Annotated in this window: 22 protein-coding genes; 18 read left to right on the top strand and 4 right to left on the bottom strand. The window is 38.9% G+C overall.

Annotation, left to right across the window (positions count from 1 at the left end):
- Positions 1-7 precede the first annotated feature (7 nt).
- Genes rsxA through lpxM form a run of 8 tightly spaced genes read left to right on the top strand, consistent with a single transcriptional unit; the run spans position 8 to position 7441 of the window.
- Positions 8-589 (top strand): electron transport complex subunit RsxA, encoded by a 582-nt coding sequence (gene rsxA / locus F8M47_RS00975; protein WP_150538358.1) that lies wholly within the window; start codon positions 8-10, stop codon positions 587-589.
- Complete coding sequence (rsxB, locus tag F8M47_RS00970; RefSeq protein ID WP_150538357.1) at positions 589-1209, top strand: electron transport complex subunit RsxB; 621 nt, start codon at positions 589-591, stop codon at positions 1207-1209. The genes rsxA and rsxB overlap by 1 nt, the downstream gene beginning before the upstream one ends.
- Entirely contained in the window at positions 1202-3442 is a 2241-nt protein-coding gene (gene rsxC, locus F8M47_RS00965; RefSeq protein WP_150538356.1) for an electron transport complex subunit RsxC, read from the top strand. The genes rsxB and rsxC overlap by 8 nt, the downstream gene beginning before the upstream one ends.
- 1 nt (position 3443) lies before the next feature.
- Positions 3444-4088 carry a trimeric intracellular cation channel family protein gene (locus tag F8M47_RS00960; RefSeq protein ID WP_150538355.1) on the top strand — a complete coding sequence of 215 codons (645 nt, stop codon included), beginning with the start codon at positions 3444-3446 and terminating at the stop codon, positions 4086-4088.
- Between the two features lie 19 nt (positions 4089-4107).
- Positions 4108-5154, top strand: coding sequence for an electron transport complex subunit RsxD (rsxD, locus tag F8M47_RS00955; RefSeq protein ID WP_150538354.1), 1047 nt, complete (start codon positions 4108-4110; stop codon positions 5152-5154).
- The gene (gene rsxG, locus F8M47_RS00950) at positions 5154-5786 is read left to right on the top strand and encodes an electron transport complex subunit RsxG (protein WP_150538353.1); all 633 of its coding nucleotides are present in this window, start codon (positions 5154-5156) and stop codon (positions 5784-5786) included. Before rsxD ends, rsxG begins: the two co-directional genes overlap by 1 nt.
- 3 nt (positions 5787-5789) lie before the next feature.
- The gene (locus tag F8M47_RS00945) at positions 5790-6476 is read left to right on the top strand and encodes an electron transport complex subunit E (protein WP_150538352.1); all 687 of its coding nucleotides are present in this window, start codon (positions 5790-5792) and stop codon (positions 6474-6476) included.
- 8 nt (positions 6477-6484) lie between these two features.
- The gene (gene lpxM / locus F8M47_RS00940) at positions 6485-7441 is read left to right on the top strand and encodes a lauroyl-Kdo(2)-lipid IV(A) myristoyltransferase (RefSeq protein WP_150538351.1); all 957 of its coding nucleotides are present in this window, start codon (positions 6485-6487) and stop codon (positions 7439-7441) included.
- Between the two features lie 97 nt (positions 7442-7538).
- Here lpxM and fabB read toward each other — a convergent pair whose 3' ends face one another.
- The gene (fabB, locus tag F8M47_RS00935) at positions 7539-8756 is read right to left on the bottom strand and encodes a beta-ketoacyl-ACP synthase I (protein WP_150538350.1); all 1218 of its coding nucleotides are present in this window, start codon (positions 8754-8756) and stop codon (positions 7539-7541) included.
- Between the two features lie 314 nt (positions 8757-9070).
- Between fabB and F8M47_RS00930 the strand changes: the two genes are divergently transcribed.
- From F8M47_RS00930 to F8M47_RS00910, 5 genes are all read left to right on the top strand, one after another.
- Positions 9071-11527, top strand: coding sequence for a class I adenylate cyclase (locus F8M47_RS00930; protein ID WP_244298025.1), 2457 nt, complete (start codon positions 9071-9073; stop codon positions 11525-11527).
- A gap of 203 nt (positions 11528-11730) precedes the next feature.
- Positions 11731-13632: a heme lyase NrfEFG subunit NrfE gene (gene nrfE / locus F8M47_RS00925; protein ID WP_150538348.1), complete on the top strand. Its 1902-nt coding sequence runs from the start codon at positions 11731-11733 to the stop codon at positions 13630-13632.
- A 14-nt stretch (positions 13633-13646) separates the two neighbouring features.
- Complete coding sequence (locus F8M47_RS00920) at positions 13647-14180, top strand: redoxin family protein (protein ID WP_150538347.1); 534 nt, start codon at positions 13647-13649, stop codon at positions 14178-14180.
- Positions 14180-14572 (top strand): heme lyase NrfEFG subunit NrfF, encoded by a 393-nt coding sequence (nrfF, locus tag F8M47_RS00915; RefSeq protein ID WP_150538346.1) that lies wholly within the window; start codon positions 14180-14182, stop codon positions 14570-14572. The genes F8M47_RS00920 and nrfF overlap by 1 nt, the downstream gene beginning before the upstream one ends.
- A 1-nt stretch (position 14573) precedes the next feature.
- Entirely contained in the window at positions 14574-15314 is a 741-nt protein-coding gene (locus F8M47_RS00910) for a TPR domain-containing protein (RefSeq protein ID WP_150538345.1), read from the top strand.
- 38 nt (positions 15315-15352) lie between these two features.
- Here the strand turns inward: F8M47_RS00910 and F8M47_RS00905 are convergent, their stop codons facing one another.
- On the bottom strand, positions 15353-15820 hold the full coding sequence (locus F8M47_RS00905) for a pyridoxamine 5'-phosphate oxidase family protein (RefSeq protein ID WP_150538344.1): 468 nt from the start codon (positions 15818-15820) through the stop codon (positions 15353-15355).
- A gap of 348 nt (positions 15821-16168) precedes the next feature.
- Between F8M47_RS00905 and hutZ the strand changes: the two genes are divergently transcribed.
- Both hutZ and F8M47_RS00895 read left to right on the top strand, forming a co-directional pair.
- Positions 16169-16690: a heme utilization protein HutZ gene (gene hutZ, locus F8M47_RS00900; protein WP_150538343.1), complete on the top strand. Its 522-nt coding sequence runs from the start codon at positions 16169-16171 to the stop codon at positions 16688-16690.
- 65 nt (positions 16691-16755) lie between these two features.
- Entirely contained in the window at positions 16756-19737 is a 2982-nt protein-coding gene (locus tag F8M47_RS00895; RefSeq protein ID WP_150538342.1) for a TonB-dependent hemoglobin/transferrin/lactoferrin family receptor, read from the top strand.
- A 123-nt stretch (positions 19738-19860) separates the two neighbouring features.
- On the opposite strand, the gene F8M47_RS00890 is transcribed toward F8M47_RS00895, so the two are convergent.
- Positions 19861-20478, bottom strand: coding sequence for a beta-phosphoglucomutase family hydrolase (locus F8M47_RS00890; RefSeq protein ID WP_150538341.1), 618 nt, complete (start codon positions 20476-20478; stop codon positions 19861-19863).
- Between the two features lie 9 nt (positions 20479-20487).
- The gene (rdgC, locus tag F8M47_RS00885) at positions 20488-21396 is read right to left on the bottom strand and encodes a recombination-associated protein RdgC (RefSeq protein ID WP_150538340.1); all 909 of its coding nucleotides are present in this window, start codon (positions 21394-21396) and stop codon (positions 20488-20490) included.
- A 227-nt stretch (positions 21397-21623) separates the two neighbouring features.
- Here rdgC and proC point away from each other — a divergent pair, with 227 nt between their 5' ends.
- The 3 genes from proC to citC are packed head-to-tail and all read left to right on the top strand — an operon-like array spanning position 21624 to position 24662.
- Complete coding sequence (proC, locus tag F8M47_RS00880) at positions 21624-22445, top strand: pyrroline-5-carboxylate reductase (protein ID WP_150538339.1); 822 nt, start codon at positions 21624-21626, stop codon at positions 22443-22445.
- Positions 22442-23614 carry a 3-phenylpropionate MFS transporter gene (locus F8M47_RS00875; RefSeq protein WP_150538338.1) on the top strand — a complete coding sequence of 391 codons (1173 nt, stop codon included), beginning with the start codon at positions 22442-22444 and terminating at the stop codon, positions 23612-23614. The genes proC and F8M47_RS00875 overlap by 4 nt, the downstream gene beginning before the upstream one ends.
- The gene (gene citC, locus F8M47_RS00870; RefSeq protein ID WP_150538337.1) at positions 23607-24662 is read left to right on the top strand and encodes a [citrate (pro-3S)-lyase] ligase; all 1056 of its coding nucleotides are present in this window, start codon (positions 23607-23609) and stop codon (positions 24660-24662) included. Before F8M47_RS00875 ends, citC begins: the two co-directional genes overlap by 8 nt.
- Positions 24663-24794: the final 132 nt, after the last annotated feature.

Genomic DNA, 24794 nt, shown 5'->3' with positions numbered 1-24794 from the left:
GGATGTTATGGTCGATTATATTCTGTTAATTATTAGCACCGCTTTGATAAACAACTTTGTCCTAGTGAAATTCCTAGGACTTTGTCCGTTTATGGGCGTGTCAAAAAAAGTTGAAACCGCAATAGGTATGGGTATGGCAACAACGTTTGTATTAACGGTTGCCTCATTATCTGCTTATTTAGTTGAAACCTTTATTCTTTCGCCACTTAATGCGCAATTCTTACGCACACTCGTATTTATTTTAGTGATAGCAGTGATTGTGCAATTAACAGAAATGATCGTGCATAAAACCAGCCCTATTCTTTATCGTTTACTAGGGATTTACTTACCGCTCATTACCACCAACTGTGCCGTGTTGGGAGTGGCGTTACTGAACGTAAATTTAGCCAATAATTTAGTCGAATCCGTGTTATATGGCTTTGGCGCAGCTGCAGGTTTTTCATTGGTGTTAGTGTTGTTTGCAGCATTGCGTGAGCGTTTAGTCGCAGCAGACCTCCCTCGCCCATTCCAAGGTGCTTCAATTGCGCTTATCACAGCGGGGTTAATGTCTCTTGCCTTTATGGGCTTTACAGGATTGGTGAAAATCTAATGTTAGACTTACCAATTATTACCTATATTTTAATTGCTATTGCCGTTATTGCCTTAATTTTTGGGGCGGTGTTGGGCTATTCGTCAATTAAACTCAAAGTGGAAGCTGATCCCATCGTAGATCAAATCGATGCACTTCTACCACAAAGCCAATGCGGGCAATGTGGTTACCCTGGTTGTAAGCCTTATGCCGAAGCGATTGCAAATGGCGATATCATTACCAAATGTGTGCCAGGTGGGCAACCATTAGTGGTGAAAATCGCTGATCTCATGGGAGTTGAAGTACCTGCAATGGATGGTGCTGAAGAGCCTGAAACTAAGGTGGCTTTCATACACGAAGACATGTGTATCGGCTGTACTAAATGTATCCAAGCTTGCCCTGTTGATGCAATTATCGGCACGAATAAAGCAATGCATACTATCATTGCCGATCTCTGTACAGGCTGTGAGCTATGCGTTGCTCCTTGCCCAACTAACTGTATTGAAATGATTAAAGTGAAGCCAACTGCTCGTTCATGGAATTGGCAATTTGATGAAAATCTGATTATCCCTATCGTAAATACCACGGAGCTACAGAAAAAAATGATTATCGGAACTGAAAAAGGAGAGAAAGATGCCTAATCCTAATTTAGTTCTTGAGCGTATTCGTCAAATCAAGCAAACAGGTAAACTTTGGGCATATCCAGGTGGTATTCACCCAATAGAGAATAAAAAACAATCGAATAAAAAGCCGATTCGTAGTCTCCATTTACCTAAATTTTTCTATGTGCCAGTGGTACAGCATTCAGGCTGGGCGGGCGAATTAATCGTGAAGGTCGGTGATCAGGTCTTCAAAGGGCAAGCGCTTACCAAAGGTGATAATTATCGTCAATTGCCCGTGCATAGTCCAACTTCAGGTAAAGTAATTGGGATTGAGCCACACGTTTCAGCTCACCCTTCTGGGCTACCAGAAATGACGGTGATTATTGAAACGGACGGTAAAGATGAATGGCTCTCTCGTCAACCGATTGAAGATTTTTTAACGCTCACAAGCGATCAAATTATTCAAAAAGTTTACCAATATGGCATTGCTGGCTTGGGCGGTGCGGTATTCCCAACGGCTTCTAAACTAAGCTTAGCGGATAAACGTTGTAAAGTTTTAATTATTAATGGTGCTGAGTGTGAGCCTTATATCACTTGTGATGATCGCTTAATGCAAGATTACACCGCAGAATTAATCGAAGGTATCCGCATTCTGCGCTATGTGTTACGTCCTGAAGAAGTCGTGCTCGCAATCGAAGATAATAAACCTAAAGCGATTAAAGCCTTACAAAAAGCACTAAAAGGCTCAGATGATATTCACGTGCAACCGATTCCAACTAAATATCCATCGGGTGCTTCTGATCAGCTCGTGCAACTCTTAACAGGTTTAGAAATTCCACAAGGTAAACGCACCATCGAAATGGGCATTGTAATGCACAATGTGGGTACCGCATTCGCGGTTAAACGAGCCATTATTGACGATGAGCCGTTGATTGAACGAGTGGTCACCCTAACGGGTGATAAAATTCGCAATAAAGGCAACGTTTGGGCAAGACTCGGTACGCCAATTCAACACCTACTAGAACAAGTAGATTACCAAGCAGATAACCGTTTTCCTGTATTTTTAGGTGGTCCGATGACAGGTTTTATTCTGCCATCGCTTCAAGCGCCTGTAACTAAAACGGCAAACTGTATTATTGCGCCAGATCATTTTGAATATGCGCCACCAGAGCCTGAGCGTAACTGTATTCGTTGTTCAAGCTGTTCCGATGCTTGCCCTGTTGGCTTATTACCACAGCAACTTTATTGGTTTGCTCGTTCAGATGATCATGACAAATCAAAAGAATATCATTTAGATGCTTGTATCGAATGTGGTGTTTGCGCTTACGTCTGCCCAAGTTATATTCCACTGATCCAATATTTCCGCCAAGAAAAAGCCAAAATTGCGGAAATTAAGGAAAAAGCGAAAAAAGCAGAAGAAGCAAAAATTCGCTTTGAAGCGAGAGAAGCACGCTTACAAAAAGAAAAAGAAGCTCGTACTGCTCGTATTGCTCAAGCAGCTGATAAACGCCGAGAAGAAATTGCAACATCTGCGGGAGAAGATCCTGTAGCGGCTGCTCTGGCTCGTATTAAAGCGAAAAAAGCCGAAATGCCAACTACCGAGCCAACACAAGTAAAAGCTAACGGTGAGCCTGATAATAGCGAGTTAATGGCGCAACGCCGAGCAAGACGCTTGGCGAAACAAGCGGAAATGGCAACAACTTCTCTGGGCGAAAACAAAGTTACTGCCATTGAGAAGATTGAAGAAACTGACCCGAAAAAAGCTGCGGTTGCCGCAGCACTCGCCCGAGCAAGAGCGAAAAAAGCAGCACAACAAACGGGCGAAAATATCGAAAATATTACAAATGCCAATGCAAGTACAAATGAAATGCCAGCTTCTAGCGCCGAACAAGTTGAGCTTGATCCAAGAAAAGCAGCGGTAGCCGCTGCACTTGAGCGGGCTAAAGCGAAAAAAGCAGCACAACAAGCGGGCGAAAATAGCGAAAATATTGCAAATACCAATGCAAGTACAAATGAAATGCCAGCTTCTAGCGCTGAACAAGTTGAGCTTGATCCAAGAAAAGCAGCGGTAGCCGCTGCACTTGAGCGGGCTAAAGCGAAAAAAGCAGCACAACAAGCGGGCGAAAATAGCAAAAATATTGCAAATGCCAATACAAGTACAAATGAAATGCCAGCTTCTAGCGCTGAACAAGTTGAGCTTGATCCAAGAAAAGCAGCGGTAGCCGCTGCAATCGCGCGTGCCAAAGCAAAGAAAATGAACGCGGGAGCTTAATATGACTCATTGGCTTGAAAGCTTATTGCAGCCATTGCCATGGTCTTTCTTGTTTGTTCAAGATTTGATTGGCACCATTGTTTTTGCCGTATCAGGCGCAATGGCAGCGCGACAGCACAAAATGGATATTTTCGGAATGTTTATTTTGGCATTTGTGACGGGCGTTGGCGGAGGCACACTACGTGATGTAATGATTGGTAGCACGCCTGTGTTTTGGATGAAACAGCCGATTTATGTGCTAATGATTAGCGTGGCAGTGGTACTTACGGCGATTTTTAAAAATAAAATCAGCAAAAAAGAATGGCAAAAAGGTTTACTGATTTTTGATGCAATAGGTTTGGGTGTTTTCACCGTAATTGGCGTGCAAAAGGGCTTGGATTTCGGGCTTCACCCACTGATTGCAATAGCGTTAGGCGGAATCACCGGCTGCTTTGGTGGCGTTATTCGTGATATTTTGCGTAATGAAGTGCCTATTGTGTTGCAAAGAGAAGTGTATGTGACGGCAAGTCTAGTTGGCGGTGTTATTTTCGTACTGTTTTATTCAGCAGGCGTAGAAAGCCGTTGGGTTGATATTGCCACGGTTAGCACGGTGATTTTTATCCGATTATTATCTATTCGATTTAATCTACATTTACCAAAAATTTAAGCGGAAAAGGAATTATTTGATGTTCAAAATGGTCAGCTCTCCCCATACTCATTCGTCGAATTTAACGGCGAAATTTATGCTGTGGGTAATGGTAGCAATGTTACCTGCATTGGGGTTACAGTGGTATTTCTTTGGCTATGGGGTGTTGTTACAAGTTCTTATTGCGCTCTCACTTGCGGTCGTAATTGAAATTGCACTTGCAAAACTTCGCAAAAAACCGACCGCTTTTTATCTTGCCGATTTAAGCGGTTTACTCACAGCATTAATTTTAGCGATGTCGATTCCAGCTTATGCACCTTATTGGGTTATCGTGATTGGTGTTGTGGTTGCGTTGTTACTCGCAAAACACGTTTATGGCGGGTTAGGGCAAAATTTATTTAACCCTGCTATGGTAGCCTATGCTCTGCTTTTAGTTTCGTTTCCAGTGCAGATGACAGGCTGGCTGGTTCCACTTAATTTATTAAATGAACCTCCTACATTTCGTGATTCAATTTCGTTGGTATTTTCTGGCGTGACTAGTGATGGATTTAGCATTCATCAATTATTGGGAAGTGTCGACGGTATTGCACAAGCAACTCCGCTTGATAGCGCCAAAACCAGTATACTAAAATTGGGGATTGATGGCGTACTTCAATCACCTATTTTTAACGGACTATGGGCAAACGGTTGGTGGCAAATCAATTTAGCTTTTTTAGCAGGCGGTTTATTGTTGATTGCTAAACGTATTATTCATTGGCAAATTCCTGTGGCAATGTTAGTTATTTTTAGCCTCTTTAGTGCAATCACAGATCTCGTGCTACCACAAACGCATTTGAATGTATTTAGCCAGCTTTTCAGCGGTGCAATGATGTTTGGTGCTTTCTTTATTGCCACCGATCCTGTTACGGCTTCAATTACGCCTAAAGGCAAATTAATTTTCGGTGGGTTAGTTGGCTTATTTGTATATTTAATTCGCTATTACGGTAATTACCCCGATGCGATTGCCTTCTCAGTATTACTGGCGAATATCTGTGTGCCATTAATTGATCACTACACTCAACCAAGATTATATGGGACCAGAAAATAATGAACACCTCAAAAATCACAACAAAATACGCTTTTTTATTAGCGGGAATTGCCTTTATTTGTACGGCGCTTTCCACAGGCGTTTATTTATTAACCAAAGGACGAATTGATGAAGTTACTGCGACTCAGCAGCGTCAATTATTGCAAGAAGTTGTGCCCACTAGCTACTTTGACAACGATTTATTAGGCTCGTGCAAAATCGTGAATTTACCTGATGCGCCCTATTTAAATCGCATTTATATTGCAAAAAAATCAGAAAATTTAACTGCTTATGCAATTCAAGCCACGGCTCCAGACGGCTATTCAGGCAATATTGTATTGTTAATCGGCATTCAGCCCGATGGTAAAGTGCTAGGCGTTCGCACCTTAGCGCATAAAGAAACGCCAGGATTAGGCGATAAAATTGAAACCCGTATTTCGGACTGGATTTTGTCATTTAGTAATAAGTTGTTTAGCTTGGAAAACGAGCCACAATGGGCAGTTAAAAAAGATGGTGGACAATTTGATCAATTTACAGGTGCAACCATCACACCTCGAGCCGTGGTGAATAATGTTCGCCAAAGTGCAAAATGGGTGATTAGCGAATTGGCTAAATCACCAGAACAATTAGATTCTTTTAGCAGTTGTAAATAAAATATGAATACTGAAAATCAAATCCCTGTGGTAGAAATTGATACTACAGTACCAGCAGAACCATCCATGTGGCGCAATTTGCTAGCTGAAGGTGTATGGAAAAATAATGGTGCTTTAGTGCAATTATTAGGACTTTGCCCGTTGCTGGCGGTTTCAAATAATGTAACTAATGCGCTAGGATTAGGGCTAGCAACCTTGTTAGTGTTGGTTTGCACCAATAGTACCGTCTCACTATTTCGTAAATTTACCCCGCATGATATTCGTATTCCGATTTATGTGATGGTCATTGCAACCGTAGTAACGGCGGTGCAATTACTGATGAATGCATTTGCTTATCCAGTCTATCAATCGCTTGGTATTTTTATTCCGCTTATCGTAACCAACTGTATTGTGATTGGGCGTGCAGAAGCCTTTGCTTCTAAAAATTCGGTTGCTCATTCGGCCTTTGATGGCTTTGCGATGGGGCTTGGTATGACTTTCAGTTTAGTGATATTAGGCGCAATCCGAGAAATGATCGGAAATGGTACTTTATTTGATGGTTTAGATTTATTACTGGGCGACTGGGCAAAATCTTTACGTCTTGATGTGTTACACTTAGACTCGGGTTTATTATTGGCAATTTTACCACCTGGTGCATTTATTGGACTTGGGGTAATTTTGGCTCTGAAGAATTTGATTGATAAAAAATAGAGAAGCGAATGACGGAACGAATTACTGCCCGAGAAGGGTATGAGCATAAATTTTTAACGGAATTTTTATATCCGAAATATTGGGGCGTATGGCTTGGTGTATTGATGTTGATCATGCTTGCATATGTTCCATATCGCTTACGTGATAAGTTGGCAGTATTTGTTGGAAAAGTGGTCACCAAATATCTGAGGAAAAAAGGGAAAAAGCAATATCATCGTGCTGATGTTAATTTACGCTACTGTTTTCCTGAATGGACTGCACAACAGCGAGCAGAGGTGATTGAGAAAATGTTTATTACCGTTTCACAAACTATGCTTGCTATTGGTGAAACCGCATTACGCTCAACCGAATATTTACAAAAACGTTGCGAGTTTAATGGCTTTGAATATATTAGAGAGACTCGTGAAAACGGAAAAAATGTGATTTTGCTTGTCCCCCACACATGGGCAATTGATGCATCTGGTATTATTATGCACACGTATGGAATGCCTATGGTTTCAATGTATAATCCACATCGCAATGCGCTGGTAGATTGGCTGTGGAATATTACTCGTGAACGCTTTGGTGGAAAAATGCATACACGCCAAAACGGTATTAAACCTTTTCTTACCGATGTTCGTAAGGGCAATTTAGGTTATTTCTTACCTGATGAAGATTTTGGAGAAGAACTTAGTGTTTATGTTGACTTTTTTGCAACAGAAAAAGCAACATTACCAGGTTTAAATAAAATGGCAAAAGTGGCAAATGCAGTCGTGATTCCTATGTTCCCAATCTACGACGCCGAAAAAGGCGTATACCAAATGGAAATTTTGCCTGCATTAGCATTTTCTGGCGATCCTGTGCAATCTGCACGCGAAATGAATAAGGTTATTGAGTATTTTGTTAGCAAAAATCCAGAACAATATGTTTGGATTTTACGCTTGCTTAAAACTCGTCGAAACGGCGAAGATATTTATCAACGCTAATTAAACTTCAGCAGAAATTTAACCGCTTATAAAAAAATAATCCAGCTAAGAAATAGCTGGATTATTTTATTTTTATCTCTAAAGCTCTAATTTAACATTAGCCTTGGTATTTTTGGAATACTAAACAAGCGTTTGTACCACCAAAACCGAAGCTGTTAGACATTACTGTGGTTAATGCTTTATCTTGACGTTCAGTCACAATATTTAAACCTGCAGCTTGCTCATCTAAAGTTTCAATGTTGATGCTTGGTGCGATAAAGCCGTTATCTAACATTAATAATGAATAGATTGCTTCATGTGCACCAGCAGCACCTAACGAGTGACCAGTCATTGATTTAGTTGATGAAATTGCTGGGCTATTTTCACCAAATACATTTTTAATTGCCCCCAACTCTTTCACATCACCTACTGGAGTTGATGTACCATGTACATTAATGTACTCCACTGCACCATTTACTGTTGCTAATGCTTGTTTCATACAGCGTTCTGCACCTTCACCACTTGGTGCAACCATATCGTAGCCGTCTGAAGTTGCGCCGTAACCTACGATTTCTGCATAAATTTTTGCGCCACGAGCAAGAGCGTGCTCTAATTCTTCAACCACTACCACAGCACCACCACCTGCGATAACGAAACCATCACGGTTTGCATCATAAGCACGGCTTGCTTTAGTTGGGTTATCGTTATATTTAGTTGAAACTGCCCCCATTGCATCAAACTCTGTCGCACATTCCCAAGAAAGTTCTTCTGCACCGCCTGCAAAAACAACGTCTTGTTTGCCTAATTGAATTAATTCCATTGCATGACCAATGCAGTGTGCTGAAGTTGCACATGCTGAACTAATTGAATAGTTCACACCACGAATTTTGTATGGCGTTGCTAAACACGCTGATACACTTGATGCCATGGTTTTAGTTACTGCGTAAGGACCAACACCTTTTACGCCACGAGGACCACGAACTGCATCACAAGCAACCAATTGGCTATGTGCTGAACCAGTCCCCGCACCAATAACTAAACCTGTACGGTCGTTTGAAACCTGGTCTTCAGTTAAGCCTGAATCTTCGATTGCTTCTTTCATTGAAAGATAGGCATAAGCCGCTGCATCACCCATAAAACGATAAATTTTACGATCGATTAATTCGGCTGGATTTAATTTGATAGTACCCGCCACCTGACTGCGCATCCCCACTTCAGCGAATTCAGGAACGAACTCAATGCCTGATTTACCTGCTTTTAATGAAGCTAACACTTCTTCTTTATTGTTACCGATACTAGAAATAACGCCTAAACCAGTGATAACGACTCTTTTCATTTTGTTTCCTTCATCATATTGATTTTATAAGATATTAAGTTCAGCTTACACTTGTTCGCTCAAGTAAGCTAGTAAAACTTACTTATTTTACATGATTTTAAGGCTGGTCTGAACTCTTTTCGGGAAAGATAGCGGTCTGATCCGAGCTGTTTTGTACAAATTTTTGCGAGATGTCAAAAGTTACCAAGAGACTTGCTTTACTTTTTTAAACAAAATGTTAAATTTATCACATTTTTTACGATAAGGAATTTCACGTGGAAAAGTTGGAGTTATCAACGGCTTATTTGCATCAGGCATTACCTGATGTCTCGGGCATTTTGTCTCCAATTTCACACCAATTAGCCTATTCAATTCCTCGTGTAGATGCCCTAAATGATTTCAGAATTAAACGTGCTTTAGCTGCGAATAACCCGCAGTTTCAGTACGTTTTTTCGTTATTGCCACTATTAATTCATACCAATTGCCCTGAACTGCCCGCTTATGTAAAAAATGCACCGAGTGGCATTGCGCAATTTCAGCTATCTGATTTCCAACAACATTACTTAAACAGTCTCGTCTTGAATGAAGCACTATTAACCCACTTTTCAGAAGACCCCGCATTTGATGCGCTATATTCTATGGGAAGTACTGGCAGTATTACGCAAACAAGCTTATCTGATTTAGATTTATGGCTTTGTTATTCTGACAAATTAAGTGCTATTGAATACCAACTCATTGAACAAAAACTTGCCAAAATAAAGCATTGGGCAAAACATTTCGATGTTGAGCTCAACTTTTATTTAATGAATCCTCAGCATTTTAAAGCGAATTTAGCGAGTAATGATGTAAATAGCGAACACAGTGGATCTGCACAACATTTTTTCTTGCTCGATGAGTTTTATCGCTCTGCCATTCGTTTAGCGGGTAAACGCTTATTATGGCTTCATTTGAGTGATAAACAGTACCAAAAATGCATCACATCAAGTGAATTTAATCAAAGTGAATGGATTGATTTTGGCGATTTTTCTTCGCTTTCTACTGCTGAATTTTTTGGTGCCAGTTTATGGCAATTGTATAAAGGGATCGATTGCCCATATAAATCGGTGCTGAAAATTTTATTACTGGAAAGCTATGCAGAAACTTATCCAGAAACAGCACTTATTTCAAAACTATTTAAGCACAAATTATTAAGCAAAAATGCGGAAAAATATCATTTCGATCCTTATTTAGCCATGCTTGAACAAGTAACGGTCTATTTAACCAATCGCAAAGAATTTGTACGCTTAGGGCATGTGAGAATGTGCTTTTACATGAAAGCAAACGAAGGAGATAGAACAGATTCTTGGCGTAAGCAAGCTTTATCAGCATTAGTGGATAGTTGGCAATGGAAATGTAACGAAATTAATTTATTAAATAATCGTGAAAACTGGAAAATTAAGCAAGCGATTAATCACCAACAAACGATTGTGGATTTATTACTGCAGAGTTATCGAAACTTAATTCACTTTGCCCGTAAATTCCATATTGATCCCAGCATTTTAACGCATGATATAGACACATTAATGCGTAAACTTTATTCGGTATTTGAAGTTTTACCTGGCAAAATACAGCTGATCAATCCACATATTGCAAAAAATTTAGCGGAAAGTGCCGTTACATTTATTGAGGCAAGAGAAGGATCGGCTTTACAATCAGGTTGGTATTTGATTAATCAAGCCCCAAAAAGTCCATATAACTCAGAGCTACGTTATGTTCGCCACGCTAAAACCCTGATCAAACTGGTGGCATGGGGCTATTTTAATGGGATTATCACTTCAAATACTCAGTTACACTTAATTAGTCGTAGTTTAGACTTACCAAAATTGCGTCAATTTATTACTGATTTAAGGCTGTCTTTCCCTGTCACTGCTCCTGTGATTAGTGATCAGGAAATGTTACACCCAAATGAAATCCGTAGTCTGATTTTAGCGGTTAATTTAGTCAATGATCCAACCCAAAAATTGGCAGATGTTCGCCGCAGTGTACAATCGAGCGATCTCTTTAATTTTGGATCTTCGCAAGAAAATTTAGTGGGTAGTGTAAGTATTATTTACCGCAATATGTGGAATGAAATTCGCACTTCACATTTTGAGGGCGACGACGCTATCCTAAAAGCATTAAAGCTGATTTCAAATAAAATTTATCGAGGCTCTGCACCGCCACAATCTGTTAATGTTTTCTGTTATAGCCGTCGTTTTCGTAGCGAATTACGTGAGTTTATTGCTGACTTGGTACATCGTTGTATTACGATTCAAACAGGCATCATTTCACACAGAAATTCGCTAAACACGCTAAAAGTTGCGGGTAAAACTTGGCAATTTATTTTTGGAAAACAGAAGGTGGCGATTCAGCAAGTAGAAGAGCAGCAAGCGGTCGATTTTACCCAGAATTTTGCAACTCAAGGGCAACTAACTGAGCGAAACAATGCGTCTTTCCCCCGAGAAATTGATGAATTTGCGAGTGAAGGCTTTTTACAATTCTTTTTTGAAGATAACCAAGACAATAGCTTCAATGTTTATATTTTAGATGAAAAAAATATGTTAGAAGCATACTATGATTGCTTTGGTTCTAAAGAAGAAAAAGTAAAAGAAATCAATCGGTTACATTCTGCTGATAAAAATGCAACACTTGTCGCTAATAGCTTTAATTTCCCACAATTTTATCAGCTGATTGAAAAAGAAAACGTAATACAAATAGTGCCATTCCAAAGTAAACAGCACAGAGATTATTTAGCAAAATTACAAGCGAGCTAAATTGCGCTGAAATTTACAACTCAGTATTTATTAAAGATTCGGTAACAAAATTCGGATTAGATCAAATCTTGTGAAATCAAAGGGCGATAACTCGCCCTTTTCGTTTACATCCTGCTAACAACTCTTTATCATGATAACACTATGAAAGATAAGCATTCTATTTAGCTTAGCTTCTGTTTTATGTTTAGATAAGGTTTATTCTTATGCTCCCTGAGTTGGGTTATTTTGCATTGATTTTGGCTACGGTGGTAGCATCATTTCAAGTGGGTTTATCGCTGTGGGGCGAGTTATTTAAACGTCTGCAATTACTGAGTTTCAATCCGTTATTTAGTGGCTTACAAGCGGTCTGTTGTATCTTTTCATTTGCCACCTTAGTACAAGCTTTTTTAAGTGATAATTTCTCTGTTATCTATGTTGCACAGCATTCAAATAGCCAATTACCCGATTTTTTTAAATTTGCGGCGACTTGGGGCGGACATGAAGGCTCTATGCTATTTTGGTTAACTGCCTTAACTTTCTGGACGGGAGTATTTTGCATTTTTTCAGATAAATCTGACCGCTTGTTCACCTATCGAACACAAGCCATGCTCGGACTAATTAGCCTTGGGTTTATGCTTTTTATCTTATTGGTTTCTAATCCATTTGAACGTAGCTTTCCACCGCCACCAGAAGGACGAGATCTCAACCCAATGCTGCAAGATGTGGGGCTGATTTTTCACCCTCCTCTGCTCTATCTAGGCTATGTTGGTTTTGCGGTAAGCTTTGCCATGATTGTGGCAAGTTTACTGTCTGGCGTATTAGATGCCGCAACCGCACGCTGGATTCGCCCTTGGGCAATGATTTCATGGGGGTTTTTAACCGCTGGTATTATATTAGGCGCATGGTGGGCCTACTATGAACTCGGCTGGGGCGGTTGGTGGTTTTGGGATCCCGTTGAGAATGCTTCTTTAATGCCATGGTTGTTGGGTACGGCATTGATCCATTCGCTTATCGTCAGCGAGCAAAGAGGTATTTTTAGCTATTGGACGATTCTTCTAGCTATTTTTGCATTCGCCTTGAGTTTGCTAGGGACTTTTATTGTGCGTTCAGGGATACTCACTTCAGTGCATGCATTTGCGGTTGATCCCGATAGAGGCATGGCGTTACTGATTCTCTTTTTCAGCTTAAGTTTTATTGCACTAGCACTATTCGCTTTTCGAGTAAATTTATGGCAAGGCGAAGTGCGTTTCCAATTGTTTTCCAAAGAAACGGGCTTACTATTGCTAAATGGTTTATTAACTATTGCCACCTCAGCAGTGGTACTCGGTACTTTTTATCCAATGGTTTTTACCGCAATGAATTGGGGTGCGATTTCGGTTGGCGCACCTTATTTCAATAGCGTATTTGCCCCCTTAACCGTATTTCTGATGTTAGCCATGGGGCTAGCGGTAGTACTACGCTGGAAACAAATTCCGTTTAAAACTATTGGCTTCAAATTATTGCTTTTACCTGTAGCATTTGGGCTTGCCGCGACGTTAATTCAACATACCATTGCGCAAACACAATTACATCAGTTTGAAGTGCTACCACTACTCTTTGTGAGTTTAGCGATTTGGGTAATTTTGACGCATATTCCGTATTTGCAATATATGTGGAAAATTCGACCGCTTGCGATGCGATTAGCGCATATTGGCTTTGCGATTTGCGTGATTGGCGCCATGATGAACAGCTATTATGGCGATGAAGTAGGCGTTCGTCTCAAACCCGATCAACAAGCTGATTTAGCGGGTTTTACCTTTAAATATGAAGGATATCGTGATGCTATTGGTGAAAATTACACCGCTGAGAAAGCGATTTTTAGCATAGCCAAACAAGGAAAACAGCTTGCATTAGTGAGTCCAGAGCGTCGCTATTATGATGTCAGAACCATGACCATGGCTGAAGTAGGTTTGTATCATCACGGCTTAGATGACATATATATTGTGATGGGCGATAAATTCGGCAATTTAGAATATGCGTTCCGCTTACATTATAAGCCTTATGTGAGAGCATTGTGGCTTGGCGGGATTATTATGGTATTTGCTTCAATTTTGGCGTTATTTGGTTATCGCCGCAAAACAATTTAATAATGGATAAATAAATGAAAAAAGTGTTTTTATGTTTACCTTTATTGCTACTGATTGCGCTAGTAGCCTTTCTTACCGTGCCATTACTCAATAAAGATGCGCTATCGCCAACAGAAGATTGGCGAGACAAGCCATTTCCCGAATTTGTGAGCAAAAATTTATTAGATCCGCACGCTCATTTAAATAACAACAGCTTGCCAAAAGGGCCTTATATTTTAAATGTATGGGCGAGCTGGTGTACTTGGTGTATTAAAGAATTTCCTATTTTATTGAAATTAAAAGAACAAGGCGTACCAATTGTTGGACTAACCTACACTGACGAGCCAAATGATGCGAGAGCTGCATTAAGACGCTGGGGAAATCCATTCACTCTGGTTATTGATGATTATGAACGCAGTTTTTTAATTCAAACACTGAAAGTATCTTCTGCACCTTCAAGCTATCTAATTGATAAACATGGGATCGTTCGCTATCAGCAAAAAGGCTACAATCCTAATTTTGAACAAGATTTTCTCCCTCGTTTAGAAGCACTACGCAAGGAGCCTTAATGAAGTATTTGCAAAAAATTTGGCTTTTTCTACCGCTTGTTTTTAGCTTAGTTGCTCAAGCAGAAATGGTAGATACCTTCCAGTTTCAACGAGAGTCAGATCGAATTAGAGCGGTTGCGTTAGCTAAATCTTTACGCTGTCCACAATGCCAAAACCAAAATTTAGTCGAGTCTAACGCAGCCACCGCATACAAATTACGTTTAGAAGTATATGAAATGGTGAACCAAGGCAAAAGCGATAAAGAAATTATTCAAATTATGACCAATCGCTTTGGGCATTTTGTGAATTATGATCCACCATTTAATTCACAAACTTGGGTGCTATGGGGAATGCCATTCGGGCTATGTTTAATTTTGTTAAGCCTAATTGTTTGTCGTACGAAGAAGAAATAATATGAAGACAAGAGCAGAAATCAACCTCGAAAATTACCAGCAAGCGCTCAAATTCTCAGAAAATTTTGCAGGTGAGTTAAAATCCGAATATCAACAAGAGGCAAAACAACGCTATTTATTTGAGCAAAAAGCCACTCAATCATTGCAAAATTTTGCCCCAAATAGACCGCTTGTTTGGCTATGTCTATTAACATCGATCTTAGCCATTTCTCTTTTTTTCTACTGGCAAACAGAACACTATCAAATCGTTCAAAAAGGAGAACAATTACACCAAGCGTTTCAAATTCAAGTCGCTCAAGAAGATAAAGAACAAAAAAATAACCGCTATGTATTGAGCCTACAAGATCGTTTGCGTGCAAATCCAAATAATGGCGAACTGTGGTATGAGTTAGGACAAGCCTATGCACTTAATAACGACTTTGGTTCTGCATTAATTTGTTATGAAAATGCTCAGCACGTTTTAGGCGATAAAGCAGCAATTTTTGGGGCTATGGCAACAGCTAAATATTATCAAGAAGGGAAAAACATTTCAGAAAAGACCCAACAATGGCTTGATAAAGCTCTCGCATTAGACAAAAAAGAAACAACCAGTTTGTTACTGCTCGCCTCTGATGCATATGCCAATAAACACTATCAACAAGCTATCTATTTTTGGCGCCAAGCACTAGATAGCGAAAATGAATCAATTGATCGCAGAGCCGTTATTCAAAGTATTGAAATGGCTCGCCAGCAACTACAATAAAAATAGCCCCTGAATTTATACATCAGGGGCTATTTTTATCATTCACTATGGAGCTGAACAGTTTGAAACTCGTCTCGGACTTCAGGATCACCTTTCTTCCATTCCATCTTACCAAATTTACCAAGAGAATTATCAATTAAACGAACTTGCTCTAATTCAACTGCCCAAATAGCAAGTGTTTCATCAAAATAAGGTTTAAATTCAGCTTGATATAACTCTTTAGCAAATTGTGCATCTTCTCCGCTCAACCGATGCACGACACCAAGAAATTGAATTCCTTGAATTGATGAATGAAATCGAGTGGGTGAAAAAATCGTACCTGCAACTTGCGGATTTCGTTGTACTATTTGGGAATGGTTGGTTTGATCTGAACTCATATAGAGCAAGCGACAATTAGCTTCATCAAATTTATAAAAACAAGCAAATGCCCAAGGTTGATTATTTTCTGTTACAGACAAAGTACAGAGATATTTTTTATGAAGAAAATTAGCTATGCGTTTCTGCATATGAACCTCTATCATTAAGCGTTATAAATTGTAAAATATGTCAGCAATACAAATGACTATGACATATGCACTAATAAGTAAATCCTTTTAAAGGTGCAAAGTTTGTAACAAACGAATAGCCTGATTCTGACACAAAAATGTAAGTTTAGTAAAGCAAAATACTACCTTTGACGTCTAAAAGACTCTTAAATTCAGAGTAACACAATCATCTGCTGATTATTTATTCATTAAGCGTAAAAATTTACATTTCGGACATTGCGAAAAAACACCATATAAATATAATTAAAAACAATTTTTATTCACAAAAAGCATTAATAAAATTTACATAAATTTAGCAGAGGAGAGCTTATGACAGCCGCTAATCGTCAAGAAGTTTTGCAGAATCGTTTAGGACCAGAAATTCAAGAATTAAAGCAAAACATTCAAACCATCGTACTTTCAACTGTTGATAAAGAAGGCAATCCAAATGTGAGTTATGCGCCTTTTGTGATTAATAACGGTGAATATCAAGTACTTATCTCCACAATTGCTCGCCATGCTCGTAACTTAATTGAAGTACCCAAAGTATCATTAATGCTTATTGATGATGAAAGTAAAAGCCGTCAGATTTTTGCTCGTCGTCGCTTAACCTTTGATGCAACAGTTCGTTTAATTGAACGTGAAGATAAAGAATGGGAAAGCGGTTTAGCAATGTTAAAAGCTCGCCATGGCGATTTAATTGATGAGCTGTCAAAAATGCAAGATTTCAAATTATTTAGCTTCAAACCAACACATGGTCTTTTTGTAAAAGGCTTCGGTAAAGCATTTGAAGTAAGCCCAGATGACCTTGTAAATGTTGTTCATTTAGATGAAGGCCACAAAACAGAATAGTAAAGATCGACCAACTTACTGTGCTAGTTTTTCTAGCGCAGTTTTTTTACCTTGCCTAAAGGAGAATAATTATGATTAAGCTTCGCTTTAATCTATCCATTGTTGCACTGTGTGTTTTACAATACAACATTGCATTAGCACAAGAACAAATGCAATTAGATACTGTTATTGTAAAAGACGATGTTCCACAACAAAAAATCGCTGAAATAAAAAAGACAGCGAAACAACTTGCAAAACAGCAAGTACAAGACTCACGCGATTTAGTCCGCTATGAAACAGGTGTAAGCGTTGTTGAAACAGGTCGTTTTGGTGCAAGTGGTTATGCAATTCGAGGTGTAGATGAAAATCGTGTGGCAATCAATATAGATGGACTTCGTCAAGCAGAAACGCTTGCAAATCAAGGCTTTAAAGAACTTTTTGAAGGTTATGGTAATTTTAACAATACACGTAATAGTGTTGAAATTGAAACCTTAAAAGAAGCGGTTATTCGTAAAGGGGCTGATTCTGTTGCAGCGGGTAGTGGGGCGATTGGTGGCTCTGTTACTTTTGAAACGAAAGATGCTCGGGACTTCTTAACGAAAAAAGATTGGCACTTGGGCTACAAAACAGGTTACTCAACAGCTGATAATCAAAATTTAAATAGTATAACGGCAGCAGGGCGTTATAAATGGTTTGACGCATTAGTGGTGGCAACAAAACGCAAAGGTCATGAAACGGAAAACTATGGCTATAAAAATTATAATGCTTTAGCACAAGGTAAAAAACGTGATAAAGCAGACCCTTATAAAATTGAAGCAGATAGTTTATTAGCTAAAATATCTTTCTCGCCAAGTGAAAATCATCGTTTTACTTTAACAAGTGATAAAAGTGAACGCACAAGTCGTGGACACGATTTTTCTTATAATTTAAAAGGGTGGCTAGATGCGGCACCAGAAGATGATTTACGCCATACAAATGATAAAACTAAACGTAAATTATTTTCTATTAGCTATGAAAATATGGCATCAAACCTATTTTGGGATACAGCAAAAGTAACATTCTCTAATCAAAAGATCACAACTAAAGCACGTACAGATGATTATTGTGATGGTGGAGATGCTTGTAAAGGTTACGATAATCCTTATGGCTTACAACTTAAAAATGGCAAAATTGTCGATAAAGAGGGAAATACGCCAAAAGTTGAAATAAAAGAATATAAAAAAGATTGGGGTGGCTACATTGACACCGAGAAAAAGGAGGCTCTCGTTGATTCAAAAGGCAACATTGTCGGAACAGATAACTTAGATTATCGAGCAAAAGAATATTGGTTCGATTGTTCTATTTTTGATTGTAATAGCAAAATCCCTACATATTCAACATCAGGCTGGGGCAGTGGTAAAACTGTAGCTACTAAGGAATCTGTACTTGATAAAAAATATAAAGATCGAATCACTGGTAAAACTTATGCTACCTCTAGTGATTTTGGTTATTCTGACTATTTAGTGATTCCTCGTTCAACAGGATACTTAGAAAATATTTATACAGATCGTGACTTAAATACAAATACTAAGCAATTAAATTTTGATTTTACAAAAAGTGTTGATATTTTAAGTAAACCAAATAACTTCACATATGGTTTTGCTTATGGTGAGACTGAAAAATCAATGGTCAATCGCACAGGCTATAACGCTAGAAATCCAAAATGGTGGGCAAATCGCTTTATTGGTGTGAATAAAGATAGTGTGCCTTATAGCTCCTGTGATGCTGCAAGAGCTGATAATAGCTGGGGGAAAAGTTCGAATGTAACTTCATTAACTTGCCCACGAGAAGATACTTATTCATTCCTAATTCCTGTTAAGACCAAAGATAAATCGTTATACCTTACAGATAATATTCGTTTACACGATCGCTTTGCATTAGATGTTGGTTTTCGTTATAACTCGGTTAAATATAAACCGAATTATGTGGCTGGGCAAACTGCGAAAATTCCTGACGATATGGTAAAAGGTTTGTTTATTCCGTTGCCTGAAAATAATGTGGGTGAAGAGCCAAAATGGTGGGACTATAGTAGCTATAACGATCCACAATATATTGCAGATAAGCAAGCTTATGAGCAACGTAAAGCTACCTATGATGCCGAAGTGGCTAAAAATCCAGAAAAAAATATTGCATATTTCTCTAAACCAAAAAAATTTACAGAAAAATCTTATTCTTTGGAAGGTACTTATGATGTTACTGATAATGTGAGATTACAAGCAAAATATGCGAAAGGTTTCAGAATGCCGACTACGGATGAAATGTATTTCACGTTCCAACACCCTGATATTACCGTGTTGCCAAATGTGAATTTAAAGCCTGAAATTGCTAAAACCAAAGAGTTGGCGCTAACATTACACAATGACATGGGCTTTATTACAGGTAGTGTGTTCCGTACTGACTATAAAGATTTTATTGATTTTATTTTCAAAGGTAATTCAGCCGCTGCTACCACATCAAGCAGACGTTATCCACTTTACCAAAGCGTAAACCGTGAAACTGCTCGTGTGCAAGGCTTTGAAATTAATGCAAATCTAAATGTAGGCTCATTATATGAATCATTGCAAGGGCTTAATTTAGGCTATAAATTAACACGCCAAAAAGGTAAAACAGGCGAAGGCATTCCAATGAATGCAATCCAGCCAATGACTTCTGTCTTTAGTGTGGGTTATGATGCGCCAAGTAAACTATTTGGTTTTAATATGTACGTCAGCCACGTTAGTCGCAAAAAAGCGGAAGATACCTACAATATGTTCCACAAAGAAGAAGGAAAAACCGACAGCACAATCAAATGGCGAAGTGCAAGTTACAGCATTGTTGATTTAACAGGGTATTTTAAACCTTGGGAAAATTTAACATTACAAGCAGGTGTTTACAATCTAACTAATCGTAAATACATCACTTGGGATGCTGCTCGTTCTATTCGTTCGTTTGGAACAAGCAATATGATTGACCAAGAAACAGGGCAAGGGATTAACCGCTTCTATGCACCTGGAAGAAATTATAAATTCAATGCAGAGCTGACTTTCTAAGCTCACAATCCGCCCGCAAAACGGGCGGTTTTAGGCTATCCTATAAAGCATAATGCCCGATAAGCTTCTACTTATCGGGCATTTTCATAAAATAATTTGGAAATTTAACCGCTTGTTTACATATTAAATTGAATTACACCCCGCTTTAATCAGGGTATTTGTTCTCACATCAAACACATCCATTCCGCCATCAAGTGCAGCTTTAATACCAAGATCTGCATCTTCAAATACAAGGCAATGTTTTGCTTCAATACCTAAACGCTGGGCGCAAAGCAAAAAAGTTTCTGGATCAGGCTTATGTTTTATTACGTCATCTGCATCAACAATCGCATTGAAATACGGTCGAAGATTGAATTTATCAAGTAATTTGTAGGCTTGAATACGATGGGCTCCCGTGCCAACTGCCAGTGGCTTTTTGCCTGAATAATATCGCACAATTTCAAATGTGGGTAATAATGAAGCATGTTGATAGGTTAAATCCATCGCAATTTGTCGCTTCATTTGCACAACATCTTCAAGCAATTCCAGTGGCATATTGGCTCGTTTCATGATCTCGCGCCCAATCGTGTAAGTAGTTGCTCCGCCTAATTCGTACATCACGCTACTATCTACTTGGTAGCCAAAATGTTCACCTGTAATTTCCCACGCTTTAGCATGACTTGCCATTGTATCAATTAGCGTACCATCCATATCAAAAATAAGTGCTTGATATTTTTCAAGAATATCTGGTTCCAATAACATAAATGCCCCCTAAATACGCTCTTTAATACCGCCAAATTCCGCAATTATTTTTTGGGTAAATAATCTGAGTTCTTCGGTCATTAATAAAAAATCTGCATCAAAGCGTTGGGCAATGTCCTCTTTTAAAATATCGTCATTTTTTTCTCGAACTTCATCAGCAAATTTCACTCGAGAAAGGGTTGCATCTTCGTTTAGTACACATGAAAAATGGCTTTCCCAATCAATTGCAAGTTTTGTGACAAATTTGCCCGCTTGTAAATGCTGAGTAATCTCATCACTTTCAAGATCTTGTCGTTTACAACGAATAATGCTATCCGTATCAAAAGATTTAAGTTCCGCTTCTTCCAATAAATTTAGCCAATTTGGCGTATGCCCTTTCGCAATCCAATTGGTCATCACTTCACTTGGCAACAGCGAAAAAGAAATCGGCACAACAGGCAGAGAGCCTAACGTTTTACGTAACAGTGCTAAGGTATCTTCGGCTCGTTTACTCGATGCGGCATCGACATAAACTAATTGTGCCTCTAAATCTAGCCAAATCGCCGTAAACTGGTGTTTACTAAATGCACGAGGAAGTAGCATAGCAACTACATCATCCTTAATCGCCTGTTTCTCGGTTTTTTTAAGCTTACGGGCTTCTTTCTCTTCTAAAGCTGCCACTCGCTCTTCTGTTTCTTTTTTGATTACATTAGCAGGCAATAATTTGTCTTCTTTATGCGAAACCAATAAAAATTGCTTAGCTTGTGAAAAGTGCAATAATTCCGAACTCGCAAGCGGATTCGACCAACCAAATTTACTCATATCACTTTGCGAACAAGGAGTAAATTTTGTTTGCTGTAACTGAGCTTCTAGACTGTTACTTTCAAGCGAAAGTGGCGAAGTCAGGCGATAAATCATTACATTCTTGAACCAAATCATTTTTACAGATCCTTTTTTTCATATTTGCGCTACAATGAAGGAAGTATTTTACCGAAAAATCCGAATCCTTTGTGACTTTTCTTATTTATCACTATTTTAATACAAAGAAAGTAAGCAGACCTAAGAGGGTAAATAACCAATTTTCCTATTTTTTGGTTACTTTCTTTGGCTAAGTCAATAAAGTGGTAACAACAGATAAAATTGATTAACACTAGCGGGAAATAAAGATGAAACATTACCCTCTCCTCACTTTCCTTGGCTCTGGCAATATGGCGTACGCTATTATTCAAGGGCTATTAAAAAGCGGCTATCCCGCCTCACAAATTATTGCTTGTAATAAAAGTAATATCGTTCGTAGACAAGCATTACAAGCGGTCGGAATTAACACAAATTTTGCAAATAAAGAAGCTGTTAAACGAGCAGAAGTGGTGGTGTTAGCGGTTAAACCACAAATGATGGCCGAGGTTTGTGCTGAGCTTGCCGACATTGACTTTAGCCATAAATCGGTTATTTCCATTGCAGCAGGAGTTTCGGTTGCACGTTTAGAACAGCTTTTACCGACCGCAACCAATATCGTACGTAGTATGCCGAATACACCTTCACTGATTGGAGAGGGAATGACAGGGCTATTTGCAAAAAAATCTGTAAATTCAACTGCTTGTCGATTTGCGGAGGAACTCATGTCGGCTGTAGGCAAATGCTATTGGGTAGAGCAAGAACAACAAATCAATCATATTATTGCGATTACAGGCTCAAGCCCTGCGTATTTTTTCCATTTTATGGAAGCAATGCAACAAAGTGCCATACAAATGGGCTTTAGTGAAACAGATGCACGTCTATTGGTGCAACAAGCTGCTGTTGGGGCAGCGAAATTAGTCGAGGCGAACCCAAATATTCCGCTTGCTACCCTCAGAGAAAATGTAACCTCTAAAGGAGGAACAACCGCCCAAGCACTTGCGGTATTTGAGCAAAAACAGCTGGCTCAAACAGTTGATCAAGCAATGTGGGCAGCTATTCACCGCGCTGAAGAAATGGAGCAACAACTATGATAAAAACCTCGCCTTTCCAATGGGCTGCATTTAACTTTTTTGGCTTTTTTTGCGCTTATGGTGTACTTCAACCTTTTTTACCCGTTTGGCTCAAGCAATATGGCTATAGCACAGAGATAATCGGCTTACTTGCCTCATTTGGCTATCTATTTCGCTTTACGGGTGGAATGCTCTCTTCAATGTGGGCAAAAGAGCCAAATCAATTAATTCCCATCGCTCGTTGGCTCACTTTACTAAATTTATTAGCGATCGCTTTAATCGCTTGGTCGGTTGAATCTATCTGGTTACTGTTTCCTATTTTAATGCTCTTCCATATTTTCAATGCAGGTGCGATGCCTATCGGCGACAGTATTGCTTCACTTTGGCAACAGCAAGTAGGAATTGATTACGGCAAAGCGCGTTTGTTTGGCTCAATTGCTTTTGTGATTGGCTCGCTAAGCACTGGTTATTTAACAGGTTGGCTCGGTGAAAGCTCAATTATTTGGATTATGTTTAGCTTTTTTGTACTGTTAGGAGCAGGGCAACTACTTACGCCCAAGATAACGTTCCAAACAACATCAAATCAACAGCAATCAGCTAATTTAAGCTATTGGCAATTGCTCAAAGAGCCAACCACATTACGTATGTTGCTTGCAATTTCATTAATTTTAGGCTCACACGCCACTTACTATACTTATAGCACCATTCATTGGGCGAATGCGGGTATTTCTACACAAACCAGTAGTTTTTTATGGGGCTTTGCGGTGAGTGCCGAAATCTTATTTTTCCTTTTTTCAAACCGTTTATTTAAGTCATGGAGAATTTCACATTTAGTGCTAGTTGCCAGTGTGATTGCTATTCTGCGCTGGACAATTTTGGCTTCAACCACTGAAATCATACCGCTTGCCATTTCGCAAACTTTCCACGCAATCACTTTCGGCATGGCACATTATGCAATGATCCGCTATATTTCCACTCAAAAATCCGAAAAAATCACTAAGCTACAAGGGCTCTATTTTGCACTATCAAACTGTGGTTTTATGGCAGTTTTCACTTTTGCCTCAGGTATGATTTATCAACAAATGCCTGATTTTGCTTTCTGGCTAATGGCCATTATTGTGATTCCTGCTATTTTTATTGTGCCGAAAAAATTCGAAGTAAAACTCATAAAGGGGGAAAAGCGTGGCTGAATATAATATTGGTGAAGTTTTTGATTTTGATAAATCAACTTATCAGGCAATTGATCGCTTATTAGCCCAAGAAGGTATTCGCCGCGATCATAATCTTGATTATACCTGTGCAATGTTCAATCAAGATGATCAAGTGATTGCGACAGGCAGTTGCTTTGCAAATACATTACGTTGTTTAGCAGTATCTCAGCAATATCAAGGTGAAGGCTTAATGAATCGAATTGTAACTCATTTAGTCAATCAGCAATTTGAGCGTGGTAATTCGCATATTTTCCTCTATACCAAAACTTCAGCCAGCCAATTCTTTAAAAGTTTAGGCTTTTATGAGATTGCTCGAATTGAAGGGAAAATTTCCTTTATGGAAAATCAACGTACTGGATTTGCAAATTATTTAGCTAATTTGACCGCTTCTTGCCCTGCTCCAGAAGCATCTCAACGAGTGGCAGCCATTGTAATGAATGCCAATCCTTTTACTTTAGGTCATCTTTATTTAGTTGAAAAAGCGGCAAAAGAAAATGATCTAGTGCATCTTTTTATAGTATCGGAAGATAAAAGCTTAGTGCCCTTTTCGGTAAGAAAGCAATTGGTGTTACAAGGTGTTGCACATTTAAGTAATGTTATTTGTCATGAAAGTGGCTCTTATATTATTAGCTCTGCTACCTTTCCTAGCTATTTCCAAGAAAATGATAACGCGGTGATCGAAAGTAATGCAATGTTAGATCTGCAAATATTTACGGCTATTGCTAAAGCGCTCGGCATTCAGCGACGCTATGTGGGCGATGAGCCGTTTAGCCGCGTCACCAATATTTATAATCAAATTATGCAAGAAAAATTAGTTGAACATGGGTTGGAATGTGTTGTGGTTAATCGAAAAAGTGTAAATGCACAAATTATTAGTGCATCTGCGGTGAGAGAAGCACTCAAACACAATGATTGGGCAAAAATGAAGACTATGGTACCAGACTCCACCTATCAATTCTTTATTAGTGAACAGGCAAAACCAATTATTTCTAAAATTCAAGCCACCGAAAATGTAAAACATTATTAGGGCTATTCCACGATTTATATTCATTAATAATAAGGAGAGGATAAATGTTTCCAATAAAACGAATTATATGCTGATGCTCTGTGTATCTTTATTTGTGCTTGTAACAACCAGTTAACTACTCACACAACTCTC

The organism is Actinobacillus vicugnae, from assembly GCF_901687125.1.
Classification (GTDB): domain Bacteria; phylum Pseudomonadota; class Gammaproteobacteria; order Enterobacterales; family Pasteurellaceae; genus Actinobacillus; species Actinobacillus vicugnae.
Note: the sequence above shows the minus strand (reverse complement) of the source record. Positions and strands in the feature narration are given on the sequence as shown.